Source organism: Ruegeria lacuscaerulensis (assembly GCF_013031245.1).
Lineage (GTDB): Bacteria > Pseudomonadota > Alphaproteobacteria > Rhodobacterales > Rhodobacteraceae > Ruegeria > Ruegeria lacuscaerulensis_C.
In genome coordinates, this window is record NZ_WPZL01000028.1 from 23,170 (window position 1) to 47,577 (window position 24,408).

At 54.9% G+C, this 24,408-nt stretch carries 20 protein-coding genes and 1 pseudogene; 15 read left to right on the top strand and 6 right to left on the bottom strand.

Features of this window, described 5'->3' with window-relative positions:
* Positions 1–144 precede the first annotated feature (144 nt).
* The 4 genes from GOX66_RS20935 to GOX66_RS20950 are packed head-to-tail and all read left to right on the top strand — an operon-like array spanning position 145 to position 4,744.
* Positions 145–1,689 (top strand): acyl-CoA carboxylase subunit beta, encoded by a 1,545-nt coding sequence (locus GOX66_RS20935; RefSeq protein ID WP_170765163.1) that lies wholly within the window; start codon positions 145–147, stop codon positions 1,687–1,689.
* A gap of 11 nt (positions 1,690–1,700) precedes the next feature.
* Entirely contained in the window at positions 1,701–3,683 is a 1,983-nt protein-coding gene (locus GOX66_RS20940; RefSeq protein WP_170765165.1) for an acetyl/propionyl/methylcrotonyl-CoA carboxylase subunit alpha, read from the top strand.
* A 3-nt stretch (positions 3,684–3,686) separates the two neighbouring features.
* Positions 3,687–4,142, top strand: a complete 456-nt coding sequence (locus GOX66_RS20945; RefSeq protein WP_170765167.1) for a MaoC family dehydratase — start codon at positions 3,687–3,689, stop codon at positions 4,140–4,142.
* Positions 4,139–4,744, top strand: coding sequence for a CoA transferase (locus tag GOX66_RS20950; RefSeq protein WP_170765169.1), 606 nt, complete (start codon positions 4,139–4,141; stop codon positions 4,742–4,744). The genes GOX66_RS20945 and GOX66_RS20950 overlap by 4 nt, the downstream gene beginning before the upstream one ends.
* A 494-nt stretch (positions 4,745–5,238) precedes the next feature.
* Here GOX66_RS20950 and GOX66_RS20955 read toward each other — a convergent pair whose 3' ends face one another.
* Complete coding sequence (locus tag GOX66_RS20955) at positions 5,239–5,778, bottom strand: hypothetical protein (protein ID WP_170765171.1); 540 nt, start codon at positions 5,776–5,778, stop codon at positions 5,239–5,241.
* Positions 5,779–5,929: 151 nt separating this feature from the next.
* Entirely contained in the window at positions 5,930–6,898 is a 969-nt protein-coding gene (locus GOX66_RS20960) for a tyrosine-protein phosphatase (RefSeq protein WP_214652731.1), read from the bottom strand.
* A gap of 53 nt (positions 6,899–6,951) precedes the next feature.
* On the opposite strand from GOX66_RS20960, the gene GOX66_RS20965 reads away from it, so the two are divergent.
* A complete protein-coding gene (locus tag GOX66_RS20965; RefSeq protein WP_170765173.1) occupies positions 6,952–7,863 on the top strand; it encodes a LysR family transcriptional regulator in 912 nt (303 codons plus the stop codon).
* A gap of 355 nt (positions 7,864–8,218) precedes the next feature.
* Here the strand turns inward: GOX66_RS20965 and GOX66_RS20970 are convergent, their stop codons facing one another.
* Positions 8,219–9,112, bottom strand: coding sequence for a LysR family transcriptional regulator (locus GOX66_RS20970; RefSeq protein WP_336509513.1), 894 nt, complete (start codon positions 9,110–9,112; stop codon positions 8,219–8,221).
* Positions 9,113–9,327: 215 nt separating this feature from the next.
* Here GOX66_RS20970 and GOX66_RS20975 point away from each other — a divergent pair, with 215 nt between their 5' ends.
* Together GOX66_RS20975 and GOX66_RS20980 are read left to right on the top strand one after the other, a co-directional pair.
* The gene (locus GOX66_RS20975) at positions 9,328–10,161 is read left to right on the top strand and encodes a nuclear transport factor 2 family protein (protein WP_170765177.1); all 834 of its coding nucleotides are present in this window, start codon (positions 9,328–9,330) and stop codon (positions 10,159–10,161) included.
* A gap of 49 nt (positions 10,162–10,210) precedes the next feature.
* Positions 10,211–10,837 (top strand): dioxygenase family protein, encoded by a 627-nt coding sequence (locus GOX66_RS20980; protein WP_170765179.1) that lies wholly within the window; start codon positions 10,211–10,213, stop codon positions 10,835–10,837.
* A 619-nt stretch (positions 10,838–11,456) separates the two neighbouring features.
* Here GOX66_RS20980 and GOX66_RS20985 read toward each other — a convergent pair.
* The gene (locus GOX66_RS20985) at positions 11,457–12,218 is read right to left on the bottom strand and encodes a helix-turn-helix transcriptional regulator (RefSeq protein WP_170765181.1); all 762 of its coding nucleotides are present in this window, start codon (positions 12,216–12,218) and stop codon (positions 11,457–11,459) included.
* Positions 12,219–12,347: 129 nt separating this feature from the next.
* Here GOX66_RS20985 and GOX66_RS20990 point away from each other — a divergent pair, with 129 nt between their 5' ends.
* The 8 genes from GOX66_RS20990 (at position 12,348) to GOX66_RS21025 (ending at position 22,917) form a co-directional block, all read left to right on the top strand.
* Positions 12,348–14,324, top strand: a complete 1,977-nt coding sequence (locus GOX66_RS20990) for a CocE/NonD family hydrolase (RefSeq protein WP_170765183.1) — start codon at positions 12,348–12,350, stop codon at positions 14,322–14,324.
* A 21-nt stretch (positions 14,325–14,345) separates the two neighbouring features.
* Positions 14,346–15,911, top strand: coding sequence for an ABC transporter substrate-binding protein (locus GOX66_RS20995; RefSeq protein WP_170765185.1), 1,566 nt, complete (start codon positions 14,346–14,348; stop codon positions 15,909–15,911).
* An 86-nt stretch (positions 15,912–15,997) separates the two neighbouring features.
* Positions 15,998–16,936, top strand: coding sequence for an ABC transporter permease (locus GOX66_RS21000; protein ID WP_170765187.1), 939 nt, complete (start codon positions 15,998–16,000; stop codon positions 16,934–16,936).
* Between the two features lie 12 nt (positions 16,937–16,948).
* A complete protein-coding gene (locus GOX66_RS21005; RefSeq protein WP_170362625.1) occupies positions 16,949–17,806 on the top strand; it encodes an ABC transporter permease in 858 nt (285 codons plus the stop codon).
* Positions 17,803–18,783 (top strand): ABC transporter ATP-binding protein, encoded by a 981-nt coding sequence (locus GOX66_RS21010; protein ID WP_170765189.1) that lies wholly within the window; start codon positions 17,803–17,805, stop codon positions 18,781–18,783. The genes GOX66_RS21005 and GOX66_RS21010 overlap by 4 nt, the downstream gene beginning before the upstream one ends.
* Positions 18,780–19,703, top strand: a complete 924-nt coding sequence (locus GOX66_RS21015; protein ID WP_170765191.1) for an oligopeptide/dipeptide ABC transporter ATP-binding protein — start codon at positions 18,780–18,782, stop codon at positions 19,701–19,703. The genes GOX66_RS21010 and GOX66_RS21015 overlap by 4 nt, the downstream gene beginning before the upstream one ends.
* Positions 19,704–19,714: 11 nt before the next feature.
* Positions 19,715–21,364: an amidohydrolase gene (locus GOX66_RS21020; protein ID WP_170765193.1), complete on the top strand. Its 1,650-nt coding sequence runs from the start codon at positions 19,715–19,717 to the stop codon at positions 21,362–21,364.
* The gene (locus tag GOX66_RS21025; RefSeq protein ID WP_170765195.1) at positions 21,361–22,917 is read left to right on the top strand and encodes a M81 family metallopeptidase; all 1,557 of its coding nucleotides are present in this window, start codon (positions 21,361–21,363) and stop codon (positions 22,915–22,917) included. The genes GOX66_RS21020 and GOX66_RS21025 overlap by 4 nt, the downstream gene beginning before the upstream one ends.
* A gap of 73 nt (positions 22,918–22,990) precedes the next feature.
* Here the strand turns inward: GOX66_RS21025 and GOX66_RS21030 are convergent.
* Positions 22,991–23,529 (bottom strand): annotated as a pseudogene (locus GOX66_RS21030) (IS5 family transposase); the annotation flags it as partial.
* 49 nt (positions 23,530–23,578) lie between these two features.
* Positions 23,579–24,262, bottom strand: a complete 684-nt coding sequence (locus GOX66_RS21035) for an IS6 family transposase (RefSeq protein ID WP_170765197.1) — start codon at positions 24,260–24,262, stop codon at positions 23,579–23,581.
* Between the last annotated feature and the right edge of the window lie 146 nt (positions 24,263–24,408).

Genomic DNA, 24,408 nt, shown 5'->3' on the forward strand with positions numbered 1-24,408 from the left:
ACTTCTAAATAGGTTGCAGTTCTTTCCAGAAGCTCACCACATGCATCGTTTCAAAGCTGTATCGAGGTAAGCTTGGCCGTGTTGACAGGCTTTCTAACGGTCGTTAGATAGAATGTCAATTCTTTCGATTACAGAGAGGTCTCGATGCCGGATATCAACGAATTGATTGACGAATTGCGCTGCGCTCATGTTGCTGCCTCGCAGGGTGGTGGAGAGAGGTTTCGCGCCCGACATGCCGAGCGCGGCAAGATGTTCGTCCGTGACAGAATCGAGTTCATTCTGGACCCAGGAACCGCGTTTCTGGAGTTGTCGCCGCTGGCAGCACATGGGCTTTACGGAGGTGAAGTCCCTGGCGCTGGTATCGTTACAGGCATCGGCGTGATCCATGATCACCCATGCATGATCATCGCAAATGACGCGACCACCAAGGGTGGGTCTTTCTTTGCGGAAACTGTGCGCAAACATTCTCGTGCCCAAGAAATCGCAGAGCAACATAAACTGCCATGTATCTATCTGGTGGACTGCGGGGGTGCGTTCTTGCCAGAGCAGGACCGGGTTTTTCCGGACAAGGATCACTTCGGTGGTGGTTTCTGGCGGCAATGCCGAATGTCCGCTGCGGGTATCCCGCAAATCTCAGTTGTCTTTGGTGGCTGTACCGCAGGGGGTGCATATATCCCGGCGCTTAGCGATCAAGTCGTTATGGTCAAGGGAACGGGGCGCATCCATCTGGGCGGCCCACCAATCGTCAAGGCGGCGATCAACGAAATCGTTGATGGCGAAACACTCGGCGGGGCGGAAATGCACACCAATGTGTCTGGCGTGAGTGACCACATCGCTGCGGATGAAGAGACCGCTTTGCAAAAACTTCGCGAGATCGTTGCTAATCTGGGCGACGGTCGCCGCATAGCATCCCCTCAACAAGAAGCATGTGTGCCACTGGCTGCGCATGGCGAAACACAAGATCACGTGCCTGTCGATCTCAAACGCCCGATCAAAATGAGGGCACTCATAAAGACGATGACCGACGGATCCGAATTCTCCGAATTCAAACCGGATTATGGAAAAACCCTCGTAACCGGTTTTGCCCATGTCCACGGTTATCCCGTCGGCATAATAGCGAATGATGGAGCATTATTCTCGGAGAGCTCTGTTAAGGGTGCCCATTTCATTGAGTTGTGCGATCAAAGGCAGATACCGTTGATCTTCCTACAAAACATTACTGGTTTCATGGTTGGATCAGAAGCCGAGCGGGGCGGAATTGCAAAACATTCTGCAAAACTTGTTTATGCGGTCTCCAACGCACGGGTGCCAAAATACACGATCCTTGTTGGAGGATCTTATGGTGCAGGGAACTATGGCATGTGCGGGCGGGGCTTCCGGCCCCGGTTCCTGTTCTCCTGGCCCAACTCACGCATCGCTACAATGAGTCCTGACGTGGCATCGACCGTTGTTACCGATCTGCGCCGCGCGAGCCTCAAGTCAAGTGCAAGCGAAAAGGACATTATTGCGCTGGACGCTAAGACCCGCGCTCAATTTGAGGAACAATCTGATCCCTACTACGCCACCGCCCGCCTCTGGGATGACGGCATCATCGAGCCAAACCAGACGCGTGATGTACTCGGCCTGTGCATAGCACTTGCCGCTGGTGAGGATCAGGACACCGGTCCGCGCCCGGTCTACAGAATGTAAGAGCACCTCTCATGTTTGACAGCCTTCTGATTGCCAACCGCGGCGAGATCGCTTGCCGCATCATCAAAACCGCCCGCAGGATGGGCCTGCGTACCGTCGCGGTGTATTCCGACGCCGACCGCGACGCCCTGCATGTACAGATGGCCGATCAGGCCGTTCGTATCGGCCCGGCACCTGCCGCTGATAGCTATCTTCGTACCGGCCGCATTCTTGACGCCGCCCGCAAAACCGGCGCACAGGCAATTCACCCTGGCTATGGCTTTCTATCGGAACAGCCCGATCTGATTCAGGGATGTTCTGAAACGGGCATAATTTGGGTCGGCCCGCATCTTGATGCGATCACTTCGATGGGCTCGAAGATCGAAGCCAAGCAGATTGCGCAAGAGGCAGGTGTTCCCTGCATTCCAGGCTACTCCGGTTTGGATCAATCGGACGACACATTGATCCATGCCGCTCTGGAAATAGGTCTACCGGTGATGGTCAAAGCCAGCGCTGGCGGAGGCGGCAAGGGAATGCGCGCTGTTTTTGAGAAATCCGAACTGGCGGCCGCGGTTTCGGCTGCGCGGACCGAGGCAAAACGGTCCTTCGGAGATGATCGTCTGCTGATCGAAAAGCTGATTCAGAACCCGCGCCATATCGAAGTCCAACTTCTCGGCGACAAGCATGGCACGATGCTGCACCTGTTCGAGCGAGACTGTTCCGTCCAACGCAACCATCAGAAGTTGCTGGAAGAAGCCCCAGCCCCGAACTTGCGTAATGACACCCGCGAGGCGCTCTACGCGGCGGCGGTCAAACTGGGCCGCAAGATCGGTTACGACAGCACCGGCACAGTTGAGTTCATCATGGATGCGGCTACCGAGAGTTTCTATTTCCTCGAAATGAACACACGGCTACAGGTCGAACACACTGTGACTGAAGAAATCACCGGGCTGGACTTGGTCGAACAACAACTGCGCGTAGCAGTTGGTCAGGCCCTGACGATGGAGCAGGATCAGATCACCTGCACCGGTCACGCCATCGAAGCACGCCTGACAGCCGAGGATGCCAGCGACAATTTCCGCCCCGAAACAGGGACAATTCTTCACTGGAACCCCGGCCCGGAACTGCGTAGCGACAGCGGTATTCAGACCGGATCGGTAGTCGGCTCCAGCTATGACTCGATGATCGCCAAGCTGATCGCATATGGCGATGACCGCGAGATGGCCTGTCAGAAACTGTCGCAAGCGCTGGAACAGCTTGAGATTTGCGGTCTGGCAACTACGCGTTTATTCCTGCGCGACGCCATTCGCCGCGAGAAATTCGCGAATGGCCAAGCGACAACCGATTTTCTGCCGCAGGAATGGCCCGAAGGCTGGCACCCACCGGAAAAAAACAGCTTGTCCTTGGCCGTGCTGGCTTTTCATTGCAAGTCCTCCGCTCCGACTTCTCCGTGGCAGAGCACGGGCAGCTTCCGTCTGTTACAGAATGCAGGCCACCCGGCTCAAAGCACCTATGTCGACATTCGCGAACCCGAAAGCCGCATGACACTTGCATCGTCGTCCGATGGATTGGTCCTGAATGATGGCACACAGGACACGCCAGTGCATGTTGAGTGGACCGGGCCGCGCCGCCTTACAGTGACACGCGACGGTGTGCATGAAACCGTCGGTGCTCTGGTTGACGGCAATGTCGTGCACGTCTGGGGTCCGGAGTTCGACGCGGTGTACGATATTGTCTCGCTTGGCGATTTCGACCCCGCGCAGCTTGAGAAAAACGCCGCCTCTCCGGATCGTATTACCGCGCCCATGCCGGGCCTGATCGTTGAACTGCGCGTCGAGCCCGGCGCTGTTGTAGCCGAGGGCGATACTTTGGCGGTCATGGAGTCCATGAAACTGCTGATGGAACTGAAAGCGGCGGCCAGTGGTACTGTTGTTGCTGTCAAGAGCGCGGTTGGGAACACGGTGGATGCTGGAACCCTGCTGATTCAACTGGACATTTCAACCAAAGGAGAGTGACCAATGGCCGGGCTTTGGTTCGAAGAGTTTTCGAAAGGCATGGTGATCGACCATGCCATCACGCGCACGATAACCGAAGCGGACAACATGTTCTTCTGTTCGCTGACCTACAATTCGCAACCGCTGCACATCGACCGGCACTTTGCCGAGAAGACCGAGTTTGGTAAACCTCTGGTCAATTCGCTGTTCACGCTGGGCGCCATGATCGGCATGTCCGTCAACGAAACGACGCTGGGAACCACAATCGCCAATCTGGGCATGACGGATGTGACGTTTCCGGCACCAGTGTTCCACGGCGACACGCTGCGCATCCGAACCACCGTGGGTGAATGCCGTGAAAGCGGCTCTCGGCCCAATGCTGGTATAGTGAATTTTCTGCACGAGGCGTTAAATCAGGACAGCATTTTGGTGGCGTCATGTAACCGCGCTGCGTTCATGCAAAAGCGGCCCGTGGAATGAGCACGCCAGCCCCACTGGCAGGGCTTAAAGTGCTGGAATTCGACGCCATTGGGCTGGTGCCGTTCTGTGGCATGATGCTGGCAGATCACGACGCCCAGATCACCCGTCCTCACGGGCAACCCAATGGTATTGATGCCGGCGAAGAAGACATGCTGCTGCGCGGCCGGGCTGAACAGATCCCGCTAGACCTGAAATCCAAAGAGGGGCGAGTGAAAATCCTGAACCTGGTTGCAGACTTTGATGTACTTCTGGAAGGGCATCGTCCTGGTGTCATGGAGCGGCTTGGTATCGGCCCTGAAGAATGCCATGCCGTAAACCCCAAACTGGTCTACTGTCGGATCACCGGATATGGTCAAACCGGACCGCTGGCGATAAACCCTGGCCACGATATCAACTATATCGCGCATACCGGTGCGCTTCACGCCATCGGAGCGGCTGATCAGCCACCGCCGCCTCCCCTATCGCTGATCGGCGATTTCGGTGGCCGCGGGTTGCTGGGTGCGTTCGGTGTGCTGGCAGCTGTGATTTCGGCCCACACTACTGGTAAGGGATCAGTAGTCGACGCCGCGATGGTGATGGAGCCGCTTTGCAAATGGCTCTAACATATGGATGGGTGAATGCGGGTATCTGGACATCGGAAAGAGGCAATAACCTTCTGGATGGAACAGCCCCCTTTTATCGCTGTTATCGAGTTTCAGATATGCGCTATGTGGCCGTCGGGGCGATAGAACCAAAGTTTTATGCGGCCATGTGCAAATCACTGAACTAGATCGACCCTGCATTCAATGACCAATACAACCAAGAAAACTGGCCGGAAATGTCAAACAAGCTGGCGGAAATATTCCGCAGCATGACACCTGTAGACGTGCAAAATGTTGTTGATACACCGGACACTTGTATCTCTTGGGTCACCCCATTAGACGAAGTATCTCAAAATCCACACCTGGTTAGTCGCGGAGCGATTTTAGTTAGCGAGGCAGGCATTTCCCTGAACGTGGCTCCCAAAATTCAAGCATCCAACCCCTAACGGAAACATACAAAGCACTTGTGTTCCCTCTTGAGTTACAATCCTCGCTGATTGCCAATTCTAGTTGAGTTAGCCGTCGAACCACCCGTTGCTGTCGTGTTGCGCCTTAACCCAATCTTCGATCTGTTCTGCCGCGTTATCGGATAATCCATCCAACTGTTCGAGCTTCGAGCGTGACAGGCCCGAGCCCAACAAGGCAGACTCAGTTGTAGTGTCTTCAAAAACTGTAAAACGTTTGGATTTCCGGTTGAGTTTTTGACCCTTTGCATCGTCCCAAACATCGACGTCGATAATGAGCGTGGATTTTGGAGTTGCAATTATCGGGATACCTGGCGGGGCGAGCATATAAGCTCCGACATGCACTGCGATGTGATAGAACGCCTCGCCTTCATATGCACCAAACTGTTCGTCTATTGCCTGAACCAGGCTATCCTGTAGCTCCTGCTCCGATACCTTTCGTGACACGATAAGGCTCTGAGCTTCATCTGCGACAACAATGTTGTGCCCGAGTTTGAAACTACCAAGATCTGGTCGGCCTTCTTCAGTAGTGTTTGTCGCGCATGCGGATAAAAGCAGCAGAGCTGCAATTGTAGAAAACTGGGACTTCATTTGGGTTCCTGACGATGCGTCCGACAGACGCTGTTCGAAAAATGTCAGTCGAAGTGGCTGCGGACAGCGCACTTCGACTGATCGCCTTCGTGAGTGGTGGTTCGCGGCGGATGTTTTTGCCTAAGGGGTCTACTGACTTTTTTCGGCAATATTAGTCCTGAACCAAGAGGTTTTGCTTGATCGCTTCGACGTCCTCATCGCTGATACCCAGAACATCGCGTCGATAATTCTCGAAGGAACCATATTTATCCTTAATGATCTGAAGTGAAGCCTCAATTTGTTCAGGATGTGCCCCAAACGCTGGTCGCAGTGACTTAGGTCCCTTCCCAACCATCTGCTCCAACTCTCCATAGGTGTAGACGTTCGTCGTCAGATAATCCCGCATGACATCTTCTTCGGAATAGCCAAGTGTGAGAAGCGTAACCGCGGCCATAAAACCAGTTCGGTCTTTGCCACCTGCGCAATGGAATAGCAGCGGGAAATTGTTGTCGTCCGTGAGCAAGTGCAGAAATCGCGAAACCTGAGGATCGAATTTGGTCGCGAAATCCTGGTAACGGTCAATGCGGATTTGGCGCAGATTCACATCGTGCTCTTCCAGCAGTTCATCAATCTCGTGAAATTTGCCTTCAAACCACATGGGACGGATTTGCGAGGCAATCTCAATCGGCATAATCTTGGCAATATCGGCCGGATCCGATCCAATCGGCAGGTTCACATCAAAATCCACCGAGTCGATTCTTGAGTTTGGATGCGTCTCCAACTCGTCATGAGATCGCAGGTCGACAATAGTCTCGATGCCGATCTCATTCAGTTCTGCAATAGCCGCATCGGGTAGCTCATCCAGCTGATCCGATCTGAACAAGATGCCGGGCTTGATACCACCATCAGGGGTCGTCAACTGCCGGAAGTTTTCCAACCCTTCAATAGGATGGGAGACCTCAAGCTCATCACACTGAGCAGGAAGATTAACATCGAGCTGCGTGTTGCAAGCATTGGATTGCGCTGTAGCATCATCAGCAGCAAGTGGCCCCAGGGCCAGAGCAAGCGCGAGTGAGGAGATGGCTCTCATAAAGTAGTGCTCCGGGAAGGATAGATTCGAGATTCTCCGCCCTTTAACCATGGAAATGGATGATGTAAAAAGTCAGACACTATCTAAAATAGCGATGATGTTTGATGTCTGAGGTTGAGCAACTGAGAACGTTTGTAACCGCCGTAGATTGCGGTTCATTTTCTGCCGCTGCACGAAAAATGGGTAAAGCGCAATCAGCTGTCAGTGCGACCATCTCTAACTTGGAAGTCGACCTGAACCTAACCCTTTTTGATCGGGACAAGTACCGTCCCATTCTTACAGAAGAGGGAAAATCCCTTCTTAGATACGCAAGAGCTGCCCTAGAAGGTGTGACCACGTTTCGGGCGCATGCGGAAGCACTCAACGCACCGATGGAGCCGAACTTTTCGCTGTTTGTTGAAGACGGGTTGCTGGCAAGAAGGGTAAGAGACCTTTTGGTAGAACTCTCGAACACCTTCCCCGGACTTGAGCTGACTGTAGAGCAAACTACAAAGCGCAATACGCTAGATGCAATAAAGGCCGAAGAAGCGGACGCAGCCTTTGTCGTACAAGCGGAACCATCTGAACAATTTTATCAATGCCGAGGTATCGGTTTTCAAAGGGTTGTACCCGTTTGCCAAGCAGATCACCCGCTCGCGAAAATCACTAGGTTAAGCCGATCTCAACTGGCCGATCATCGCCAAATCGTTGACCATGCAATACAACAACCAAATTTGAGCGACCGGCAATTTAGCCCCAATATTTGGGTATCCAGCAATTCGACCGCGAAAAAAGCTATGGTACTAAGTGGATTGGGATGGGCTGAACTACCTGTGGTAACCGTTGAGGAAGAAGTTTTAGGCGGTCAATTGGTGGTTCTTGATTATGGGTTCGCCCAGAACTCCATACTTTATACGGTTGATCTTGTTACATGCAATGCATCCGCCAGCAGACCGGTTATGAAATGGTTGATCGAACAGATTGGCGCTTGGGATCAGCGGGCATGGATTGGCAATCATCAGGTCGGAGAGATTTGACGTAATGGACCCAGTGGTAGTTTGAGCAGCTAGCCTCGGTGAATCCAGACGCTCCCATTGGTGCGGACGCAGCAAAATGGTGCTTTGTTCGTGACCAGGAGGTTGCCAGCCTCAACCTCGCTGTTTCCTGTGCGAATGGTCCTTTTTACACCTCGACGCTGAATGGAAATCCAAGATGACGCAGAATATTTCGTGCTGCGAGCAAGCGCAACGAGAAAATCAGATTTACGGGTTAGGCTCACTGCTGACATCGGTGCCGCAGCTGCAAAACAAAAGGCGGGCGAACACACGGATTACGCAACTAAAACTGCCGTTGAAGGCAATCACCTCAAGGTCCGCAATGCACTGAGAACACCTACCCAGAGGTTCGACTAAATCCTGCCTGATGATAAGTCCCAATCATTTCAATGATGGTCCGTATGGCAAGCGGCTTGTGCTTTGTTGGGGGCGTCATCGCATAGATGCCGCCGGAGCGGAGCGACCAATCAGACAGCAAGCGGACCAGTCGGCCCGCGGCGACATCGTCATAGACAAGAAAGTCCGGCAATACCGAGAAGCACGCGCCAGCGGCGATGGCTCTGCTTATGGCTGGCGATGCATTGAGTTTGAAAGACGTAGTGACGGTAATGTCCTGAACCTCGCTACCTTTCGAAAACCGCCATGTGGTCGCATTTTTGAGGGCGGCGTTGGTGACGAAAGAAAGCTCGGTCAGGTGATTTGGCACAGTGGCACTTTGGGCCAATTTGGGTGACGCAACCACCCATTCCTCGAACGTCCCGACTTTGCGCATTTGATTTGATGAGTCACTCGGCCATCCGACACGGAAGCCCAAGTCAAAGTGGTGTTCAATTGGGTCCAGTCGATCATCGCTGAGGTGAAGATCAATCGTGACGCCTGCGTTATCTTGTACAAATTGCGCCAAAAGAGGGGCGAGATGCAGCGTGCCGTAATCCACTGGCGCTGTTATTCGAAAATGCCCCTCGGGGATCGCTTTACCAGACTGGACCTCTGCATAGGCTTCTTCGGCTTGGTTCAGCGCTGCCCTGGCTTGCTCATAAAACCGCAGGCCCGCATCTGTTGGGTGCATGTGGCGCGTGTTGCGATGCAAAAGTGCCGTGCCCAGTTCTTCTTCCAAAGTCAGGATTTGCTTGCTGACAACCGCCTTACTTATGCTCAACGCTTTTGCTGCGCCGGTGATCGTACCTGCATCCACCACGGCGACAAAGTAGCCGATCCTGTTGAAGTTCACGTTTTTCAATTGTCACCTTTTAACTGACAGTCATTCCACAAACTGTCTCTTTAGGTGACATTATGTGGCCACTAGGTTCTCTGCAACAATTGAAGGTTTTAACGCAAGGCGAGCTGACGGTGCTGCTCCACGCTGAAACGGCCGAAATCATCAATCTGTCGGATTTCCACAAAACGCCGACGGACGTCGCTCATCTGGCAGCTTAGGAGGAACCTATGAAAACCCTAATTGCAATATCAGCAACGTTACTTTTGATGAGCGTTCCTGCCATTGCTGGCGAGGAAGAGAACAGGGCGGTTGCCCTGCGGGCTCTGACTGAGATGTTTGATGCTCAGAACGTTGAATTGATCGACGAGCTTTATCACCCGCGCTACATTCAGCATTCTCCATCCATCGCCGATGGGCGTGAAGGTATCCGGGCAAGCGTGATCTGGATGAAAGAAAACGGTATGAAACCGCGGCGTGAAATTGCGCGTGTTCTGGCGCAGGGTGATCTTGTAGGCGTTCAGGCGCGTGTGAGTATTGGCGATGAGACAGCTATCGTTGGAGACATCTTCCGTTTTGAGAACGGCCAGATCATCGAACACTGGGACACGACCCAAACCGAAGTTCCCCAATCCGAAACTGCCAACGGCAATTCGATGATCAACGGTGGCGGAGATGTGGACAAATACGTCTCAAACATGGATCTTGCGCGCAACACGATGAATGCGATTGAGTTCTTTGACCGAGGGATCGCCGGGGACATCGAAACTCTGAAGCGACTCTTCGGCGCAGAGTACATCCAGCATAACCCGAGAGTCCCGAACGGAACCGAACCCATCTTTGGCTTTTTCAAGGATAGTGACGGCACACTTGGCAATGTTACAGTGCATCAGACAATCTCTGACGGTGATCTGACCATGGCGCTGGTGGAGTATGCCGATTGGGGCAATGCGGTGATCGAGATTGTGCGCCACGATGACGAAGGCAAGATCGTGGAGCATTGGGATATTGTGCAAGAAATTCCAGACGCCGAGGACTTCGCCCACGGGAACGGTATGTTCTGATGAGGCAGGTGGCGGCTTACTGATTGCCATCATCCGAGAGGAACCAGATATGAAAGCCAGTAAATCCACGCGTCGCAACCTTTTGACCGGACTGGCCGCTCTTGCCGGAGGGATTTTCTTTTGGCGTCGGGCTGATGCAGCAGGATTGACACCCCGCGCCGCCGAAGGGCCATTCTATCCGACGCCTTCCATGCGGATGCCAGATGTGGACAACGATCTGGTCAAGGTCACAGGGCTCGTGGAAGAAGCCGGCGGCGAAGTGATCACGCTGAGGGGTCGTATCACGGACAGAAATGGCACCCCGCGGTCAGGACATAGGATCGAAATCTGGCAATGCGATCTCAATGGAAAATACCTCCATCCAGGAGACGGCCGCAATGTGGCTTATGATAAAGGCTTTCAGGGATTTGGCCACGACATCACTGACGAGGACGGCCGTTACAGCTTTCGCACGATCAAGCCCGGCAAGTATCCGGGCCGTACACCCCATATCCACGTAAAAGTCCTTGATGGCGATACCGAACTGCTCACAACGCAATTCTATCTGGCCGGTGAGCCCGAAAACAAACGCGATAGCCTCTACCGCCGCCTTTCAGACGAACAAGCTGAAAGCGTTTCTATGGTTTTTGTAAAGACGGACTCAGGAACCGAGACTGAAATCAACGTACAGGTTTGAAATTTCCGAGTTGCATATAGCTGACATTCCGCTCCACGCGGCATTCGGCACATGAGCTCGAAATCGACTTAGTGCGGTGCGGTGGCACCATTGCAAGCCGAAAGGTTGTACATTTCATTTGCGGCCCAATCCGGACTCTCAGCGCACCTTCCGGATGCTGCAATCGCAGCCCGCATTGCCGCCGTTCGCTGCATTCGCGAAATCTGGAAATGATCGAACTTACAGTCTGCGGACAGACCCGACTTTTGCTCAAGCAGCCATTGCTGACGCAACATTCGTTCGCAGGAGCAGCAGGAATAACGCTGCGTTGCAACTGACGTCGACAGAACGGTCATTCTCAGCCGCGGTGAAGCGCAGGTCAAAAACCGCCTCGTTACTGCAACCAAGTTCGAACATTAACCATTGCACGGGCAAGACCGATGGCGTCGACAGAGCCGCCTTGCAAATCTGGCACTAAATGATCTCAGGCGTTAAATCCCATCGTCAAAACGCTAGGGATGAAGTCACGCCATCGGCGCGTTTGGCGATGTTGATTTAGCACAGCCTGAAAGAAAATGTGTCATTGGAACTGAATGCAGTACCGAGGAAACTGTGCAGCCACCAATGTTAGTTCGACACTTCAAGCCTCGGTCAGGTGTTTCCTGACAGTTGGATCGATCTTATTGCTCTGGATTGGGTATATACCACAAGAGGCTATAGCCTCGCGCGCTAATACACGCTCGTGCAAGCGTTTCCAGATTGTTTTGGCTGCGTAGGGATGCGGGTAAGGGCGCCATGCAACGCCCATGGTCATTCCTCGCAGATATTTCAATTGCTGACGGTGCGCGGAGTACAAGATTGTATTGGCGACGCTGCCTTCGCGTGTGAGTTCGTGTTCGGTCACGAATATCCTGTTTCCCCGCATAGTCACCAAACCAGCGTAGCGTGAAATCTGGTGCGTGCTCTTATCCTGTGATGTAGCAATTTCTCGAGAACGGATCGTAAAAAGCCCATCCACTTCCTGAATGCGGATCAATGAACAGAAGATCTTTCCCTCCCATGAAGGCGTGCAGAAGTATGAATGGTAGAAACCGACGTAACGCCTGAGGTTTTTTTGTTGATCCCGAAAGGGATCCAGAAACGCCTCAGTGGGTGTTTTGCCAATTTGTGGCAGGACACCCTTTAGAATGCGTTCAAAACTTGCCGTTTCCGCGAACAACTCAGCTTCGGTCAGGTCGAAATGGCGCGCAATGCGGCGCATGTTGTGCGCCGAAGGCAGGCTGGATCCATTCAGGTAGCGATTGAATTGCTGTCTGTTGACGCCGATATCACGACAGATTTGCGAAATGCTGCCGTGTTCTGCACATAACGACTTTAGGTTTGCGGAAAAATACTCTGACACAGGCAAAACCTTTCGCGTTTTGATGCTACTTTGCGACAAGTAGCATCAGTTCGCACAAGATCGCACAATTTGTTTTCTCAGCAAACTGGTTTCTTCTTCAACATCAGCTCGCAACAGACAAGTCCGCAAATGCCATTTGAAACCATCGAAAACACATGGATCACACTCCCTGATGGGAGGAGGCTTGCTGCGCGTCTTTGGTTGCCTGACACGGGTCCTGCTCCGGCCATTCTGGAATATCTACCTTACCGCAAGCGCGACGGCACTGCGCCACGAGATGAAACAACGCACACGGTATTCGCCGAGGCCGGCTATGCCTGCATTCGGGTCGACATAGCCGGCACCGGTGACAGCGAAGGGCAATTCGACGACGAGTATTCCGAACAGGAGCTGTGTGATGGTGAAGAAGTCATAGCCTGGATCGCCGCGCAGGATTGGTGTGACGGCCAAGTTGGGATGATCGGAATATCGTGGGGTGGGTTTAACGGTTTGCAACTGGCCTTCCGGCAACCACCTGCTTTGAAGGCGGTGGTCAGCGTTGCCTCGACCGTAGATCGGTTTGCGGACGATATCCATTTCATGGGCGGGTGCCTGCTGAGCGACAACATGAACTGGGGCAGTCAAATGTTTGCTTATCTGACCCGTCCTGCTGATCCGGACCATCGAGCGGATTGGCGTGAGGACTGGCTGACCCGGCTGCAAAACGTGCCATTCTCAGCCGCAGATTGGCTGCGCCACCAGACGCGTGATGCATTTTGGCGGCACGGCTCGGTTTGCGAGGATTGGTCCGCGATCCAAACTCCCGTTTTGGCCACCACGGGTTGGGCAGATGCCTACGTCAATGCGCCCCCGGCTTTGGCGGCCAATCTGACGGTGCCAACCAAGGCCATCATCGGGCCATGGGAACACCGTTATCCTCATATCTCGAAACTCGACCCTGCGGACTTTCATTCCGAAGTGATCGGCTGGTTTGACCGCTGGCTGAAGGAGCAGGAAAATGGGGCCGAGGACTTGCCTGCGTACCGAACTTACATGCAGGAACATTTCAATCCGACGGCGCACAACTCCGCCCGTCGGGGTCGTTGGATCGCCGAAACCACCTGGCCGTCGCCGCATGTGTCAGAACAGGTCTGGCATTTAACACCAAGTGGGTTTTCTCGGGAACCGGATACAAACACGGTCACCATCACTTCACCCAGTCATGTCGGTGCGGACGGTGGGTATTTCTGTGCGGGCATGCGAATCGACAATGAACTTGCAGGGGATCAGGCAAGGGATGATGCCCTGTCGGTATGTTTTGACAGCGCGCCGCTACAAGCCCCGCTGGAACTGCTGGGCCGCGCAAAGCTAAAGTTCCAGTTCTCGGTAGATCAGCCCGTTGCCCAGCTTGTCGCAAGGCTCTGCGATGTCTCGCCCGAAGGTGTATCGCAGCGCATAAGCTATCGTCCGTTGAACCTGTGCCACTACCGCAGCCACGAAACGCCCGAAACCTTGCAACCGGGTGAAATCTATGAGGCCGAGATTGCCCTGAACGAATGCGCGCATCATCTGCGCGAGGGGCACGTTTTGCGGCTGGCGCTGTCTACGTCGTACTGGCCGATCGTCTGGCCAGCACCGCATTCGGCCGAGGTTACTTTGCAATTGAGTGATTGCGCCCTGCACCTGCCGGTACGCGAGGTCACGCACGAGATTCAAGCGTCGGAACCCGGTCCCGCGCAGGACTATCCGGTTCTAGCCGCTGAACAATTGCGCCCGCCATCCTCGCAATCCGAACGCACCGTGACCGATGACGGACAGGTCGTGCTAAAGACGTTTGATGACTACGGCAAAACGCGCGACCCCTATCACGATCTGATCGTCGGCAGTGACGTGCGCATGCGCTACGGCATTCACCCCGATGACCCGGCATCTGCGTGTTTTGAGACCGCTTGGAATTTCACATTTGAACGGGTGGATTGGCAGGTCGCAATCTCGACCGAATGCCGGATGAGGTGCGACGCGCAGAATTTCTACCTCAACCAAAAACTACGCGCCACCGAAGGCGCAGATGAAATCGAAGTTCTGACGAGGGAATGGTCCGAAACCGTCCCGCGCGGGCTTCTGTGACTTAATCCAAGGGAGGATACTATGAAAATCGAATGGACAAAGGCCAATGTAGGTCGGCGGGGATTCCTGAAAGGTGCAACCGCGCTTGGAGCCGCCACGACGCTTCCGATGGGGTGGGCGAACCGCGCCTTTGCGGCGGACGACGGAGTGCTGCGGGTGCGGGCCTATGGCGATGCACAAAACATGGACCCGGCACATTCCGTTGGTGTCGTTGAAGAAGAGGTTCATGCCTCGATCTACAACAAGCTGATTCAGTACAAACCGGGCGAGGAATGGGGCTGGCAGTTGGATGCTGCCACGATGATCGAGCAAGTCGATCCGACCCATGTCAAGTTCGCATTGCGTGACGATATCGGGTTTACCAACGGATTTGGCGCCATGACCGCCGAGGACGTCAAGTTCAGTATGGAACGGATCGTGGACGACGCGACCGACAGTCCGAACAAGCCCGACCTGGGGCCGTTCAGCCATGTGGATGTGACCGGTGAGCGTGAAGGCACGATTGTGCTGAACAAACCGTTTGCACCGATCTGGTCGATTGCCCTGCCGTATATCACTGGCAACATTGTCTCGAAAGCGGCGGTCGAAGCCGCCGGTGGCCGGATCGGTGCTGATCCGGTGGCAGAGTCCGGCCCGTATCTGCGGGACAGCTGGTCGCCCAAGGAAAAGACTGTTCTTAAGCGTAACCCCGACTGGAAAGGGGATGCCCCCACCTGGGACACTGTCGAGATCTATCCGATTGACGATGAAAACACCGCTGAGATTGCGTTCGAGGCCGGTGAACTGGACGTAACCCGCGTGTCGCTGGGCTCGGTCGAGCGCTATCGCGCCGGGGTTCCCAATGGTGGATCACTGGTTGAGAAACCCTCGCTCTATTATGTCTGGATGGGAATGAACGTTGAGCATCCAAAGCTGCAAAATCAAAAACTGCGGCAGGCGATTCAACACGCGGTGGATGTACCCAGTATTCTGGAGGCCGCGTATTTTGGTGCTGCTGAACCAGCGACGGGCATCATCGCACCGGGTCTTGCCGGGCATAGACCATCTTCGCTTGTGCCACCCGCAGCGGACTTTGAGAAAGCGGCGCAGCTGCTCGCGGAGTCCGGTGAGACAAACGTCACACTGACTTTGGATACCCTGAACAAGACGACCTTTACGACAACCGCCCAGATCATTCAGGCAACGCTGGCGCAGATCGGGATCACGGTTGAGGTGAACGTTCTGGAGTCCGGTGCGTTCTGGGCGTCTGGTGACAATGAGAACCTGCAGCTTGTTCTGAATCGTTTCTCAATGACCCCTGACCCGTATTACGCAACTTCGTGGTTCACGCCTGAACAGATCGGCAAATGGAACTGGGAACGCTTTAACAGCCCGGAATTCAACGAAATTCATGAAACTGCGGCTGCTGAAACGGATATCGCAAAGCGGGCGGAGATGTATCAGCGCGCGCAGGATCTGATGGAAGAAAGCGGGGCCTATCGCTTCATCACCCATGAGGCGACACCGGTCATTCACAGCGCCCGGGTCATTCCTGCACTGCGCCCAGATGGCCTGTCGTTGCTTCGCTATTTCGGCAAGGCGACCTGACCTCCCCAGGTCGACCAGGTACGGCGGGCGCGTGATGCTCGCCGTGCCAAATTGAACGCCATCAAGCCATAAGGAGCCAGTTGGCCATGCTGAATTTCGCAACCCGTCGCTTCGGGCTGTCGCTGCTCATCCTGTTCGTGGCGGTCACCGTCATGTTCCTGATGATCCGCGCCGTGCCTGGCGATCCGGTCCAGATCATGCTGGGCCCGCGTGCCACGCCCGAACTTCAGGCCCAACTCACGGCGGCGCTGGGGCTTGATCAACCGATCTGGAAACAGCTATTGATCTTCTACGGAAACCTTTTGCAGGGTGACCTTGGAACCGATGTCTTTTCGGGTCGTTCCGTGACGGACATCGTGTTCCAGCAATTGCCATTCACTCTGGAACTGATTTTCGCGTCGATCCTGTGGTCTGCAAGCCTGGGCATCGCACTTGGTGCCTATGCGGCGGCGCATCCCAACACGCTGATCGACCGGATCGCCGCAGCAATTTCCGTTAGCTTCGTGGCTGCCCCGGCCTTTGTTGTCGCGCTTTTGGCGCTGTTGGTTTTTGCCGTACATTTGCAGTGGTTTCCCGCCATTGGCGCGGGAGAGGGGTTCTGGGACCGTCTCGACCATCTGGTTCTGCCCGCCTTTGCCATCGGCCTCAGCTGGGTTGGCTACATTGCCCGGCTGGTACGCGCCTCGATGCTCGAGGTTATGGGCGAAAGCCATGTGCGTACGGCGCGCGCCTTTGGCATCGCCGAACGTCGCGTGGTTATGGTCTACGCGTTGCGCATCGCCATTTTGCCGGTCGTTACCGTGATCGGCGTTGGCATGGGCTTTCTTCTCAGCTCGGCCGTTTTTGCCGAGATTGTCTTTGCCCGACCGGGTCTGGGCAAGCTGGTGATCGATAGCATCACCACCCGCAACTATCCGATTGTCATGGGCTCAGTCCTTATATCGACGGCGCTGTTCGTGGTGTCGACGGCCTTGGCAGACCTGATCAACGCGCTGCTCGACCCACGTGCTCGCACGGCTCATTAAGGAGGGAGAACCATGGAAAAATCCCGTTCCGAATTGGGCCAGATCATCGTCGGCGTCGCCCGCGACCCGCTTGGTCTCATGGGGCTCATTATCGTCGGCATCATCGTGTTCTGCGCCATCTTTGCCGCCTGGATTGTGCCCTATGACCCGATTGCGATGGACATCAAATCCCGAATGCAAGGACCGTCCGCCGCACACCTGTTGGGCACCGACCAACTGGGCCGCGATACGTTTTCGCGGGTTATCGCCGGAGGCCAAGTCGCGCTCAAGGTGGCTTTGCCTGCTGTGTTTGGCGCCATGGCAATTGGCCTGACGCTGGGCATGATTGCCGGGTATGGGCCGAAATGGCTGGATAACCTTCTAATGCTGTTCTTCGATACCATCCGGTCCTTTCCGACGGTGATGTTCGCCTTGGCCGTTGTGGCCCTCGTCGGGCCAAGCCTTCAGACCGTGGTGTTCGTGGTCATGGCGACCTCGATTCCAACCTATGGGCGCGTAGCGCGGACCCAGACGCTCACGCTGCGCAACTCTGAGTTCATTCTGGCTGAACGTTCAATGGGGGCCAGCATGGCACGCATTCTGGGCGTGCATATGCTGCCCAATATCATCGGTGTTCTGGCTGTTCTGGCGGCGATGGATATTCCCACGGTAATCGCGCTTGAGGCTGGCCTGTCCTTTCTGGGTCTGGGTGTGAAACCTCCGACACCCAGCTGGGGCGCGTTGCTGAAAGATGGCTATTCCCTGATCCGTCAAACGCCGTGGCTGGTGGTGGGCGGGGGCCTGCCGATCATCCTGGCGACGCTGGGCTTCACCTTCCTGGGCGAAAGCCTGCGCGACGTGGTTGACCCGAAACTGAGGAAACAGCGATGACCGAGACACTTCTGGAAATCGACCACCTCAGCGTCGATTACGAAACTGGCCGAGGCGACCTTAAGGCGCTGCGGGACATCACCTTCAACGTCAACAAGGCCGAGATTGTCGGCATCGTCGGTGAATCCGGCTGCGGCAAATCCACCCTGATCTCATCCATCCTGCGCCTGACCGCCCCCAATACGCGGTTCCGCGAGGGCGAGATCCGGTTCAAAGGGCAGGATCTGCTGCAGGCGTCCGAGCGGCATATGCGCGACCTGCGCGGGGCGGACATTTCGATTGTCTTTCAAGACCCGATGCAAACGCATAATCCGGTTCTGACCATCGGGCAGCAGATGCTGGACATTCAGCACCGCTCCAAACAGTCAAAGGCGGACAAGCTGGCCCACGCGGCCAAGATGCTGGGTGCTGTTGGCATTCCAGATCCGGAAGCGCGCCTGAAACAATATCCACATGAATTCTCTGGCGGGATGCGCCAGCGGATTGCTATCGCGATGGCGTTGATGTCCGAGCCTGATCTATTGATCGCGGATGAGCCGACAACTGCGCTGGATGCAACGCTTGAGGTGCAGATCATCGAGCGCCTGCAAGAGCTTCAGCGCGAATTTCATTGTGCCATCCTGTTCATCTCGCATCATCTGGGCGTAATTGCTGAACTCTGCGACCGAGTGGTGGTGATGTATGCTGGCGCGGTGGTCGAAAGTGGTGATGTGCGAGAGATTTTTCACAATCCCAAGCATCCCTACACGCGCCGCCTGATCGAATGCGACCCCGGCCACATCAAGGAACGCGCCCGTGTTTTGCCCACCATCCCCGGCGAAGTGCCCGATCTGGCCAACCTGCCAGGGGGGTGCATTTTCCGGGATCGGTGCGATCAGGCGATGGCGCGCTGTGCCAGCGCCGTGCCGCCACTGGATCAACTGAAACAAGGCCACCACGCCGCGTGCTGGCTGAACCATGAGGAGGCCACAACATGAGCTTGCTGAACGTTGTGGACCTGCACACCAGCTACGGGCCGGTCAATGTGCTGGCAGGTGTCAGCTTTACCGTGCAACCCGGCGAGACCTACGCCCTAGTCGGCGAAAGCGGATCCGGCAAAACGACCGTGATACGCGCCATTGCCGGGCTTGCTCCTGCGCAGGACGGTTCGGTCACCTTCGAAGGCCAGGAAATTCGTGGCGCCCCGGAAAGTGTCATGCGCCCGTTGCGCAAAGACATGGCAATGATGTTTCAGGATCCGGTCGGAAGCCTCTCGCCGCGCCTGACGATCCGCAGCCTGATCACCGAACCCTATCGCATTCAGGGCATGAAGGACAGTGATCTGGATGCCGAAGCTAAGCGCCTGTTGGAAATGGTGAACCTGCCGACACATTTTGCTGATCGTTACCCTTATCAGCTATCTGGCGGCCAGGCACGGCGTGTGGGCGTAGCTCGCGCGTTGGCGTTGGAACCCAAGCTGATCCTCGCGGATGAACCAACTGCTGGTCTTGATGTATCGGTACAGGGTGAGTTGCTGAACCTGCTCAACGATCTGCGCGAAAGGCTGGGACTGGCGATGGTCATCATCACTCATAACCTCAGCGTTGTGCGTCACGTGGCTGACAGAATGGGGATCATGTATCTGGGCCGATTGGTCGAAGAAGGTACGACCGAAACAATTTTCAACGACCCGCGCCATCCTTATACCCGTTGCCTTCTCAGCGCCAACCCGGAACCGGATCCGGATGCGCGATTGGAACGGATCGCCCTCAAAGGGGAACCCCCCAGCTTGCTCAAGCGCCCTTCCGGGTGTGAGTTCCGCGAACGCTGTCCTTTTGCCAAGGACATCTGCACCCAGACCCCGGAATGGGAAGTGGACGACAGCCACGGGCTGCGTTGTCTGGCACCACTGTCTTAGTAGGAAATTCAATGCCAAGCACACTCTATTTTAACGGCACAATCCTGACGATGGACGCGCAGAACTCTTCACCAGAGGCTGTTCTGACCGAAGGAAGCAGAATTCAGGCAGTGGGTGCCGAGGCTGATCTGCGCGCACGCATGACCGCGGATTCTCAGGAGTACAATCTTCAGGGTCGTACTCTGATGCCCGCATTTATCGATCCACACGGGCATTTTCCGGATCCTGGGTTTATCCGTCTGTTCCGTGTCAACCTGTCGTCACCTCCGTTAGGAGATTGTAGCCAAATGGCGCAGGCGTTGGACAGGCTGCGAGAGAAGGCCGACGCAACGCCCGAGGGCGAATGGGTCATGGGGGTGTCGTTCGACAATACGTCCATTCTCGAGGGCCGAATGCCGACACGGGCCGAGTTGGACGCTGTTTCACAACGCCATCCGATTTGGGTTATTCATGCGTCCGGACACAATGGTGCAGCAAATTCGCTTGCGCTTGAGAGGCGCGGAGTAAACCGTCAAACCCCCGACCCGGAAGGCGGCCGTTTTGGCCGTGACCCCGAAACCGGAGCCCTGACCGGATTGATCGAAGGGCTATCGGCTATGGGTGAGATGGGCGACACGGACTTCCTGATCGACCGCGAAAGATTTTGGCAGGGCTTTGACGCTTGTCGTGACGAATACCTGTCGCACGGCGTGACCTATGCCCAAAATGCGTGGGCGTCGCAAACCATGTTGGACCACTTTGCCAGCCTGCCGGCAGATCGGGATCCGGGAATTGACATCGAGTTGCTACCCGTTGGAAGCTTGGAGCCAGAGCTAAGTACGCAATGGATCGGCACGCATTGGCCAGGCAATCCGCATTTCACACTGGGCCCGCGCAAACTGTTCACTGATGGTGCCTTTCAGTTGCAAACCGCGTATTTGTCTGCTCCGTATTTCAAGCCGGCCAATCCGGATCACCCTTGTGGGATGGTGTATACCTCGCAAGAAAAGTTGGATGCCGACGTCAGCAAGCTTCATAGCCAAGGTTTCCAGATTCATTGCCACTGCAATGGTGATGCCGGCGCAGAGATGTTCATAGATGCGGTGGAAAAGGCACTAATAGTGCACCCACGCCAAGATCATCGTCACACTATTATCCACGGCCAGGCCCTGCGGGACGACCAACTAGAGCGTATGGCTCAGCTTGGACTTACTGTCAGCTTCTTTCCCGCTCATGTATTTTTTTGGGGGGATCGCCACTACGACACCTTCTTGGGGCCTGAGCGGTCTGAGCGGATATCACCGGCGGCGTCAGCCGAACGGTATGGCGTGCGATATACGATCCACAACGATGCCTCGGTCACTCCGACACGTCCGATACACTTGGCCCATTGTGCGGTAAATCGAAAAACCGTTTCAGACCGCGTGCTAGGTGAGGGTCAAAAAATCAACGTTCTGTCGGCTCTGCGTGCACAGACCATCAACGCCGCTTGGCAGGTATTCAAGGAGGACCAACGCGGATCAATCGAACCGTGTAAAGTTGCGGACTTTGCTGTTCTTTCGCGCAATCCACTGCACGAACCGGACCGCCTGACAGATACACGGGTGCTCGAAACAATTCGCAACGGCCAAAGTGTATTTGCCGCCGCAGATACCGAACAAGAAACCGAGCACACGAAATGACAAACAAGCGAATTGTGATCGCAGGGTTTCAGCATGAAACCAACTGTTTTGGTGTGACAAAAGCCGGTCTGCACGAGTTTGAAATGGCGGATTCCTGGCCCGGTATGTTGCACGATGGACAGGTTATCTCGGGAACCGAGGGCATGAACCTTCCTATCGCTGGTTTTGCCGCAGCAGCAAAGGTGGTGGGGTTTGAGGTCTTTCCGGTACTGTGGTGCTCTGCCGAGCCATCCGCCCATGTAACGGATCATGCGTTCGAAACGATTTGTGCGATGATGTTGAGCGGAATTCAGGACGCAGGGCACATTGATGGCGTCTACCTAGATCTCCATGGGGCGATGGTCACCGAAAGCCTTGCTGACGGTGAAGGAGAAATTCTGCGTCGTGTACGTGAAGCCGTAGGTCCCGAAGTTCCAGTGATCGCAAGTTTGGATCTGCATGCCAATGTTTCCGCCAAGATGGTCGAACAGGCGGACTACATGTCTATTTTTAGAACCTATCCTCATTTGGATATGGCTGACACGGGCGCACGATGCGTTCCTGTCCTGCAGCGCTTGTTAGCGGGCGAAAAACTATACAAGGCGTTCCAACCGGTGCCTTATCTTGTCCCCTTGCATGCACAGCATACAGGGTCTGCGCCGTTCAACGAAATTTATCAATTGCCGGCAAGATTTGAACAGCAGGAAGTCCTGGCTGAAATTGCTCTTGGTTTCACAGCGGCGGACTTCCCCGACACCGGCCCGTCTTGCGTTGTCTACGCATCCAAAGCCGAGAAAGCCGCCGCTGTCGCTGAAGAAATCGTCAACGTGTTTATGTCCCGGGAAGTCGATCTCGATTGCTCGATGTTGTCTCTGGAGGAAGCTGTTTCGACATGTCGTCAAAGGCGGGAAAAACCCGTTGTCCTCGCAGATGTCCAAGACAACGCTGGTGCCGGTGGAACCTCAGATACTACAGGGTTGCTGGCGGCACTGATTGAGGGCGGGACGAAAAATGCATTGATGGGTTTGTTCCACGATCCGGAAAGTGCAAAACAAGCTCATGAAGCCGGTGAAGGTGCATTGGTCAAACTGGCCATCGGCGCAAAGTCCGACTTGGCGGGAAATGTTCCGGTCAAAGCCGAGTTTGAAGTTCTGGCTTTGGGGGACGGCACTTGCCGCTATATCGGCGAAATGTATGGCGGTGGAGTAGCAACACTGGGCAAGACGGCAGCGCTGCGTCTGGTTGGACACGAGGCCGAGATTGACCTCATCGTCACAAGCATACGTAACCAATGTCTGGATCGCGCACATTTCACGCACATCGGGCTGAATCCGACGAGCTATTCGGTGATTTGTGTCAAGAGCACCACACACTTTCGAGCAGACTTCGAACCGATTGCAGGAGATATATTCCCGGTCTCTTCGCCAGGTGCTTTTCTCTGCGACCTGGAAAAAGTCCCTTACGACTGTGTAACTAGAAGGTTGCCCTACACTGGCGGCGCTTCATTTAGCCAACACAAAGGTATAGGCCCATTGAATTCTGAACATCCCATTCTGAAAGCGTTGCTTCCTTAGATTTCGAACACAACCGCTTGGCGCTAAATGTTTGAGTACCAAATTCGTTCCCCTTTTTCGCTAGGGTCAGGATTCATAACCAGTAGATGACGGTTGCTGCGAGTGCGACGGCTGATAGGAAGACCTTGGGGCAGCGGTCATAGCGGGTCGCCACACGCCTCCAATCCTTGAGCCTGCCAAACATGATCTCGATGCGGTTTCGCCGCTTGTATCTGCGCTTGTCGTATTTGACCGGCGTCTTGCGTTGCTTTCTGCCGGGGATGCAGGCGCGTATCCCTTTGTCTTTCAACGCCCCTTGGAACCAGTCGGCGTCATAGCCACGATCACCGAGCAGCCAGTCCACATTTGGTATGCTGCTGAGCAGAGCCCGAGCACCGATGTAGTCGCTGACTTGCCCGGCGGTAACGAACAGGTTGAGCGGGCGACCTTTGCTATCACAAATGGCATGCAGCTTGGTATTCATGCCGCCCTTGGTTCTACCGATCAGGCGGCCACGCCCCCCTTTTTCGCGGCCATACTGGTCGCGGTGCGGTGGGCTTTGAGATAGGTCGCGTCAATCATGACAGTCCCCTTTTCGCCGTGCTCGGCGGCCAGGTCGGCCATCATCCGGGATGTGTCGCAAACTTTTGGAATGGCCAGAGTAGCGACTTACCGGACACACTTATCCTGCGATCTCTTCAAATAACCGAAAGCCCGTCGTGGTAGTGCTGGGGAATTGCTGCTTTCGGATCATGTTGGCGACTTCAATGCCGTCCAGAGTTGCTGATGCGGATCTGAACGATTTGAACCCGCACATGTGCCGTACGCGACGCTTGATAAACCGATGATCCTGTTCGATCAGGTTGTTTAAATACTTGGACCTGACTGTTTCGATTTTCGTTGGGCAACCAAACCGGTTAAGGATTTTGTTCACTTCTCGAATGCCCGCCGCGTTGGCTCCGCTTTTGTCGATGACGATCTTGCTCGGGATTCCATTTGACGACAGAGCTTTGGCAAAGAATCTGGCGGCCGCTGGACGGTTCCTACGCTCAGACAGCATGAAATCAAGGGTATTTCCTGCCTTGTCGACGGCCCGATAGAGGTACATCCATTTGCCGCGAACACAACTATAGGTCTCGTCCATTCGCCATGAACTCAGCGTTGGGCGTTTCTTCGATTGCGCTCTTGCTGCGATCATCGGTGAATACTTCACAACCCACCTGTTGAGAGTGGCATGGTCCACCTGTACGCCGCGTTGAGCCATGATCTCTTCCAAATCACGATAGGACACCGTGTACCGCAGATAGAAGTACACAGCGTACAAAACTGCATCCTTGGGGAAATGACAGCCCTTCAATGAGATCATGCTCAAACAACCTGTTCGAAAACTATTCGACGAGAACAAACCTAAGATCACGCATGCGCGTCAACTTGACCCCAGAGTTTGCGACACATCCATACGATCGAGATCATCGGATGTTCCATTCGAAACGCATCGAGCATTCCGCTCAA

Excerpts from the sequence above, each read along its gene's own strand:
- GOX66_RS20975 (WP_170765177.1), top strand. The coding sequence starts at position 9,328 with ATGAAAACCCTAATTGCAATATCAGCAACGTTACTTTTGATGAGCGTT.
- GOX66_RS20990 (WP_170765183.1), top strand. The coding sequence starts at position 12,348 with ATGCCATTTGAAACCATCGAAAACACATGGATCACACTCCCTGATGGG.
- GOX66_RS21020 (WP_170765193.1), top strand. The coding sequence starts at position 19,715 with ATGCCAAGCACACTCTATTTTAACGGCACAATCCTGACGATGGACGCG.
- GOX66_RS20965 (WP_170765173.1), top strand. The coding sequence starts at position 6,952 with ATGTCTGAGGTTGAGCAACTGAGAACGTTTGTAACCGCCGTAGATTGC.
- GOX66_RS20995 (WP_170765185.1), top strand. The coding sequence starts at position 14,346 with ATGAAAATCGAATGGACAAAGGCCAATGTAGGTCGGCGGGGATTCCTG.
- GOX66_RS20980 (WP_170765179.1), top strand. The coding sequence starts at position 10,211 with ATGAAAGCCAGTAAATCCACGCGTCGCAACCTTTTGACCGGACTGGCC.
- GOX66_RS20940 (WP_170765165.1), top strand. The coding sequence starts at position 1,701 with ATGTTTGACAGCCTTCTGATTGCCAACCGCGGCGAGATCGCTTGCCGC.
- GOX66_RS20955 (WP_170765171.1), bottom strand. The coding sequence starts at position 5,778 with ATGAAGTCCCAGTTTTCTACAATTGCAGCTCTGCTGCTTTTATCCGCA.
- GOX66_RS21005 (WP_170362625.1), top strand. The coding sequence starts at position 16,949 with ATGGAAAAATCCCGTTCCGAATTGGGCCAGATCATCGTCGGCGTCGCC.
- GOX66_RS21010 (WP_170765189.1), top strand. The coding sequence starts at position 17,803 with ATGACCGAGACACTTCTGGAAATCGACCACCTCAGCGTCGATTACGAA.
- GOX66_RS20935 (WP_170765163.1), top strand. The coding sequence starts at position 145 with ATGCCGGATATCAACGAATTGATTGACGAATTGCGCTGCGCTCATGTT.
- GOX66_RS20960 (WP_214652731.1), bottom strand. The coding sequence starts at position 6,898 with ATGGTTAAAGGGCGGAGAATCTCGAATCTATCCTTCCCGGAGCACTAC.
- GOX66_RS20950 (WP_170765169.1), top strand. The coding sequence starts at position 4,139 with ATGAGCACGCCAGCCCCACTGGCAGGGCTTAAAGTGCTGGAATTCGAC.
- GOX66_RS21035 (WP_170765197.1), bottom strand. The coding sequence starts at position 24,262 with ATGATCTCATTGAAGGGCTGTCATTTCCCCAAGGATGCAGTTTTGTAC.
- GOX66_RS21000 (WP_170765187.1), top strand. The coding sequence starts at position 15,998 with ATGCTGAATTTCGCAACCCGTCGCTTCGGGCTGTCGCTGCTCATCCTG.
- GOX66_RS21015 (WP_170765191.1), top strand. The coding sequence starts at position 18,780 with ATGAGCTTGCTGAACGTTGTGGACCTGCACACCAGCTACGGGCCGGTC.
- GOX66_RS21025 (WP_170765195.1), top strand. The coding sequence starts at position 21,361 with ATGACAAACAAGCGAATTGTGATCGCAGGGTTTCAGCATGAAACCAAC.
- GOX66_RS20945 (WP_170765167.1), top strand. The coding sequence starts at position 3,687 with ATGGCCGGGCTTTGGTTCGAAGAGTTTTCGAAAGGCATGGTGATCGAC.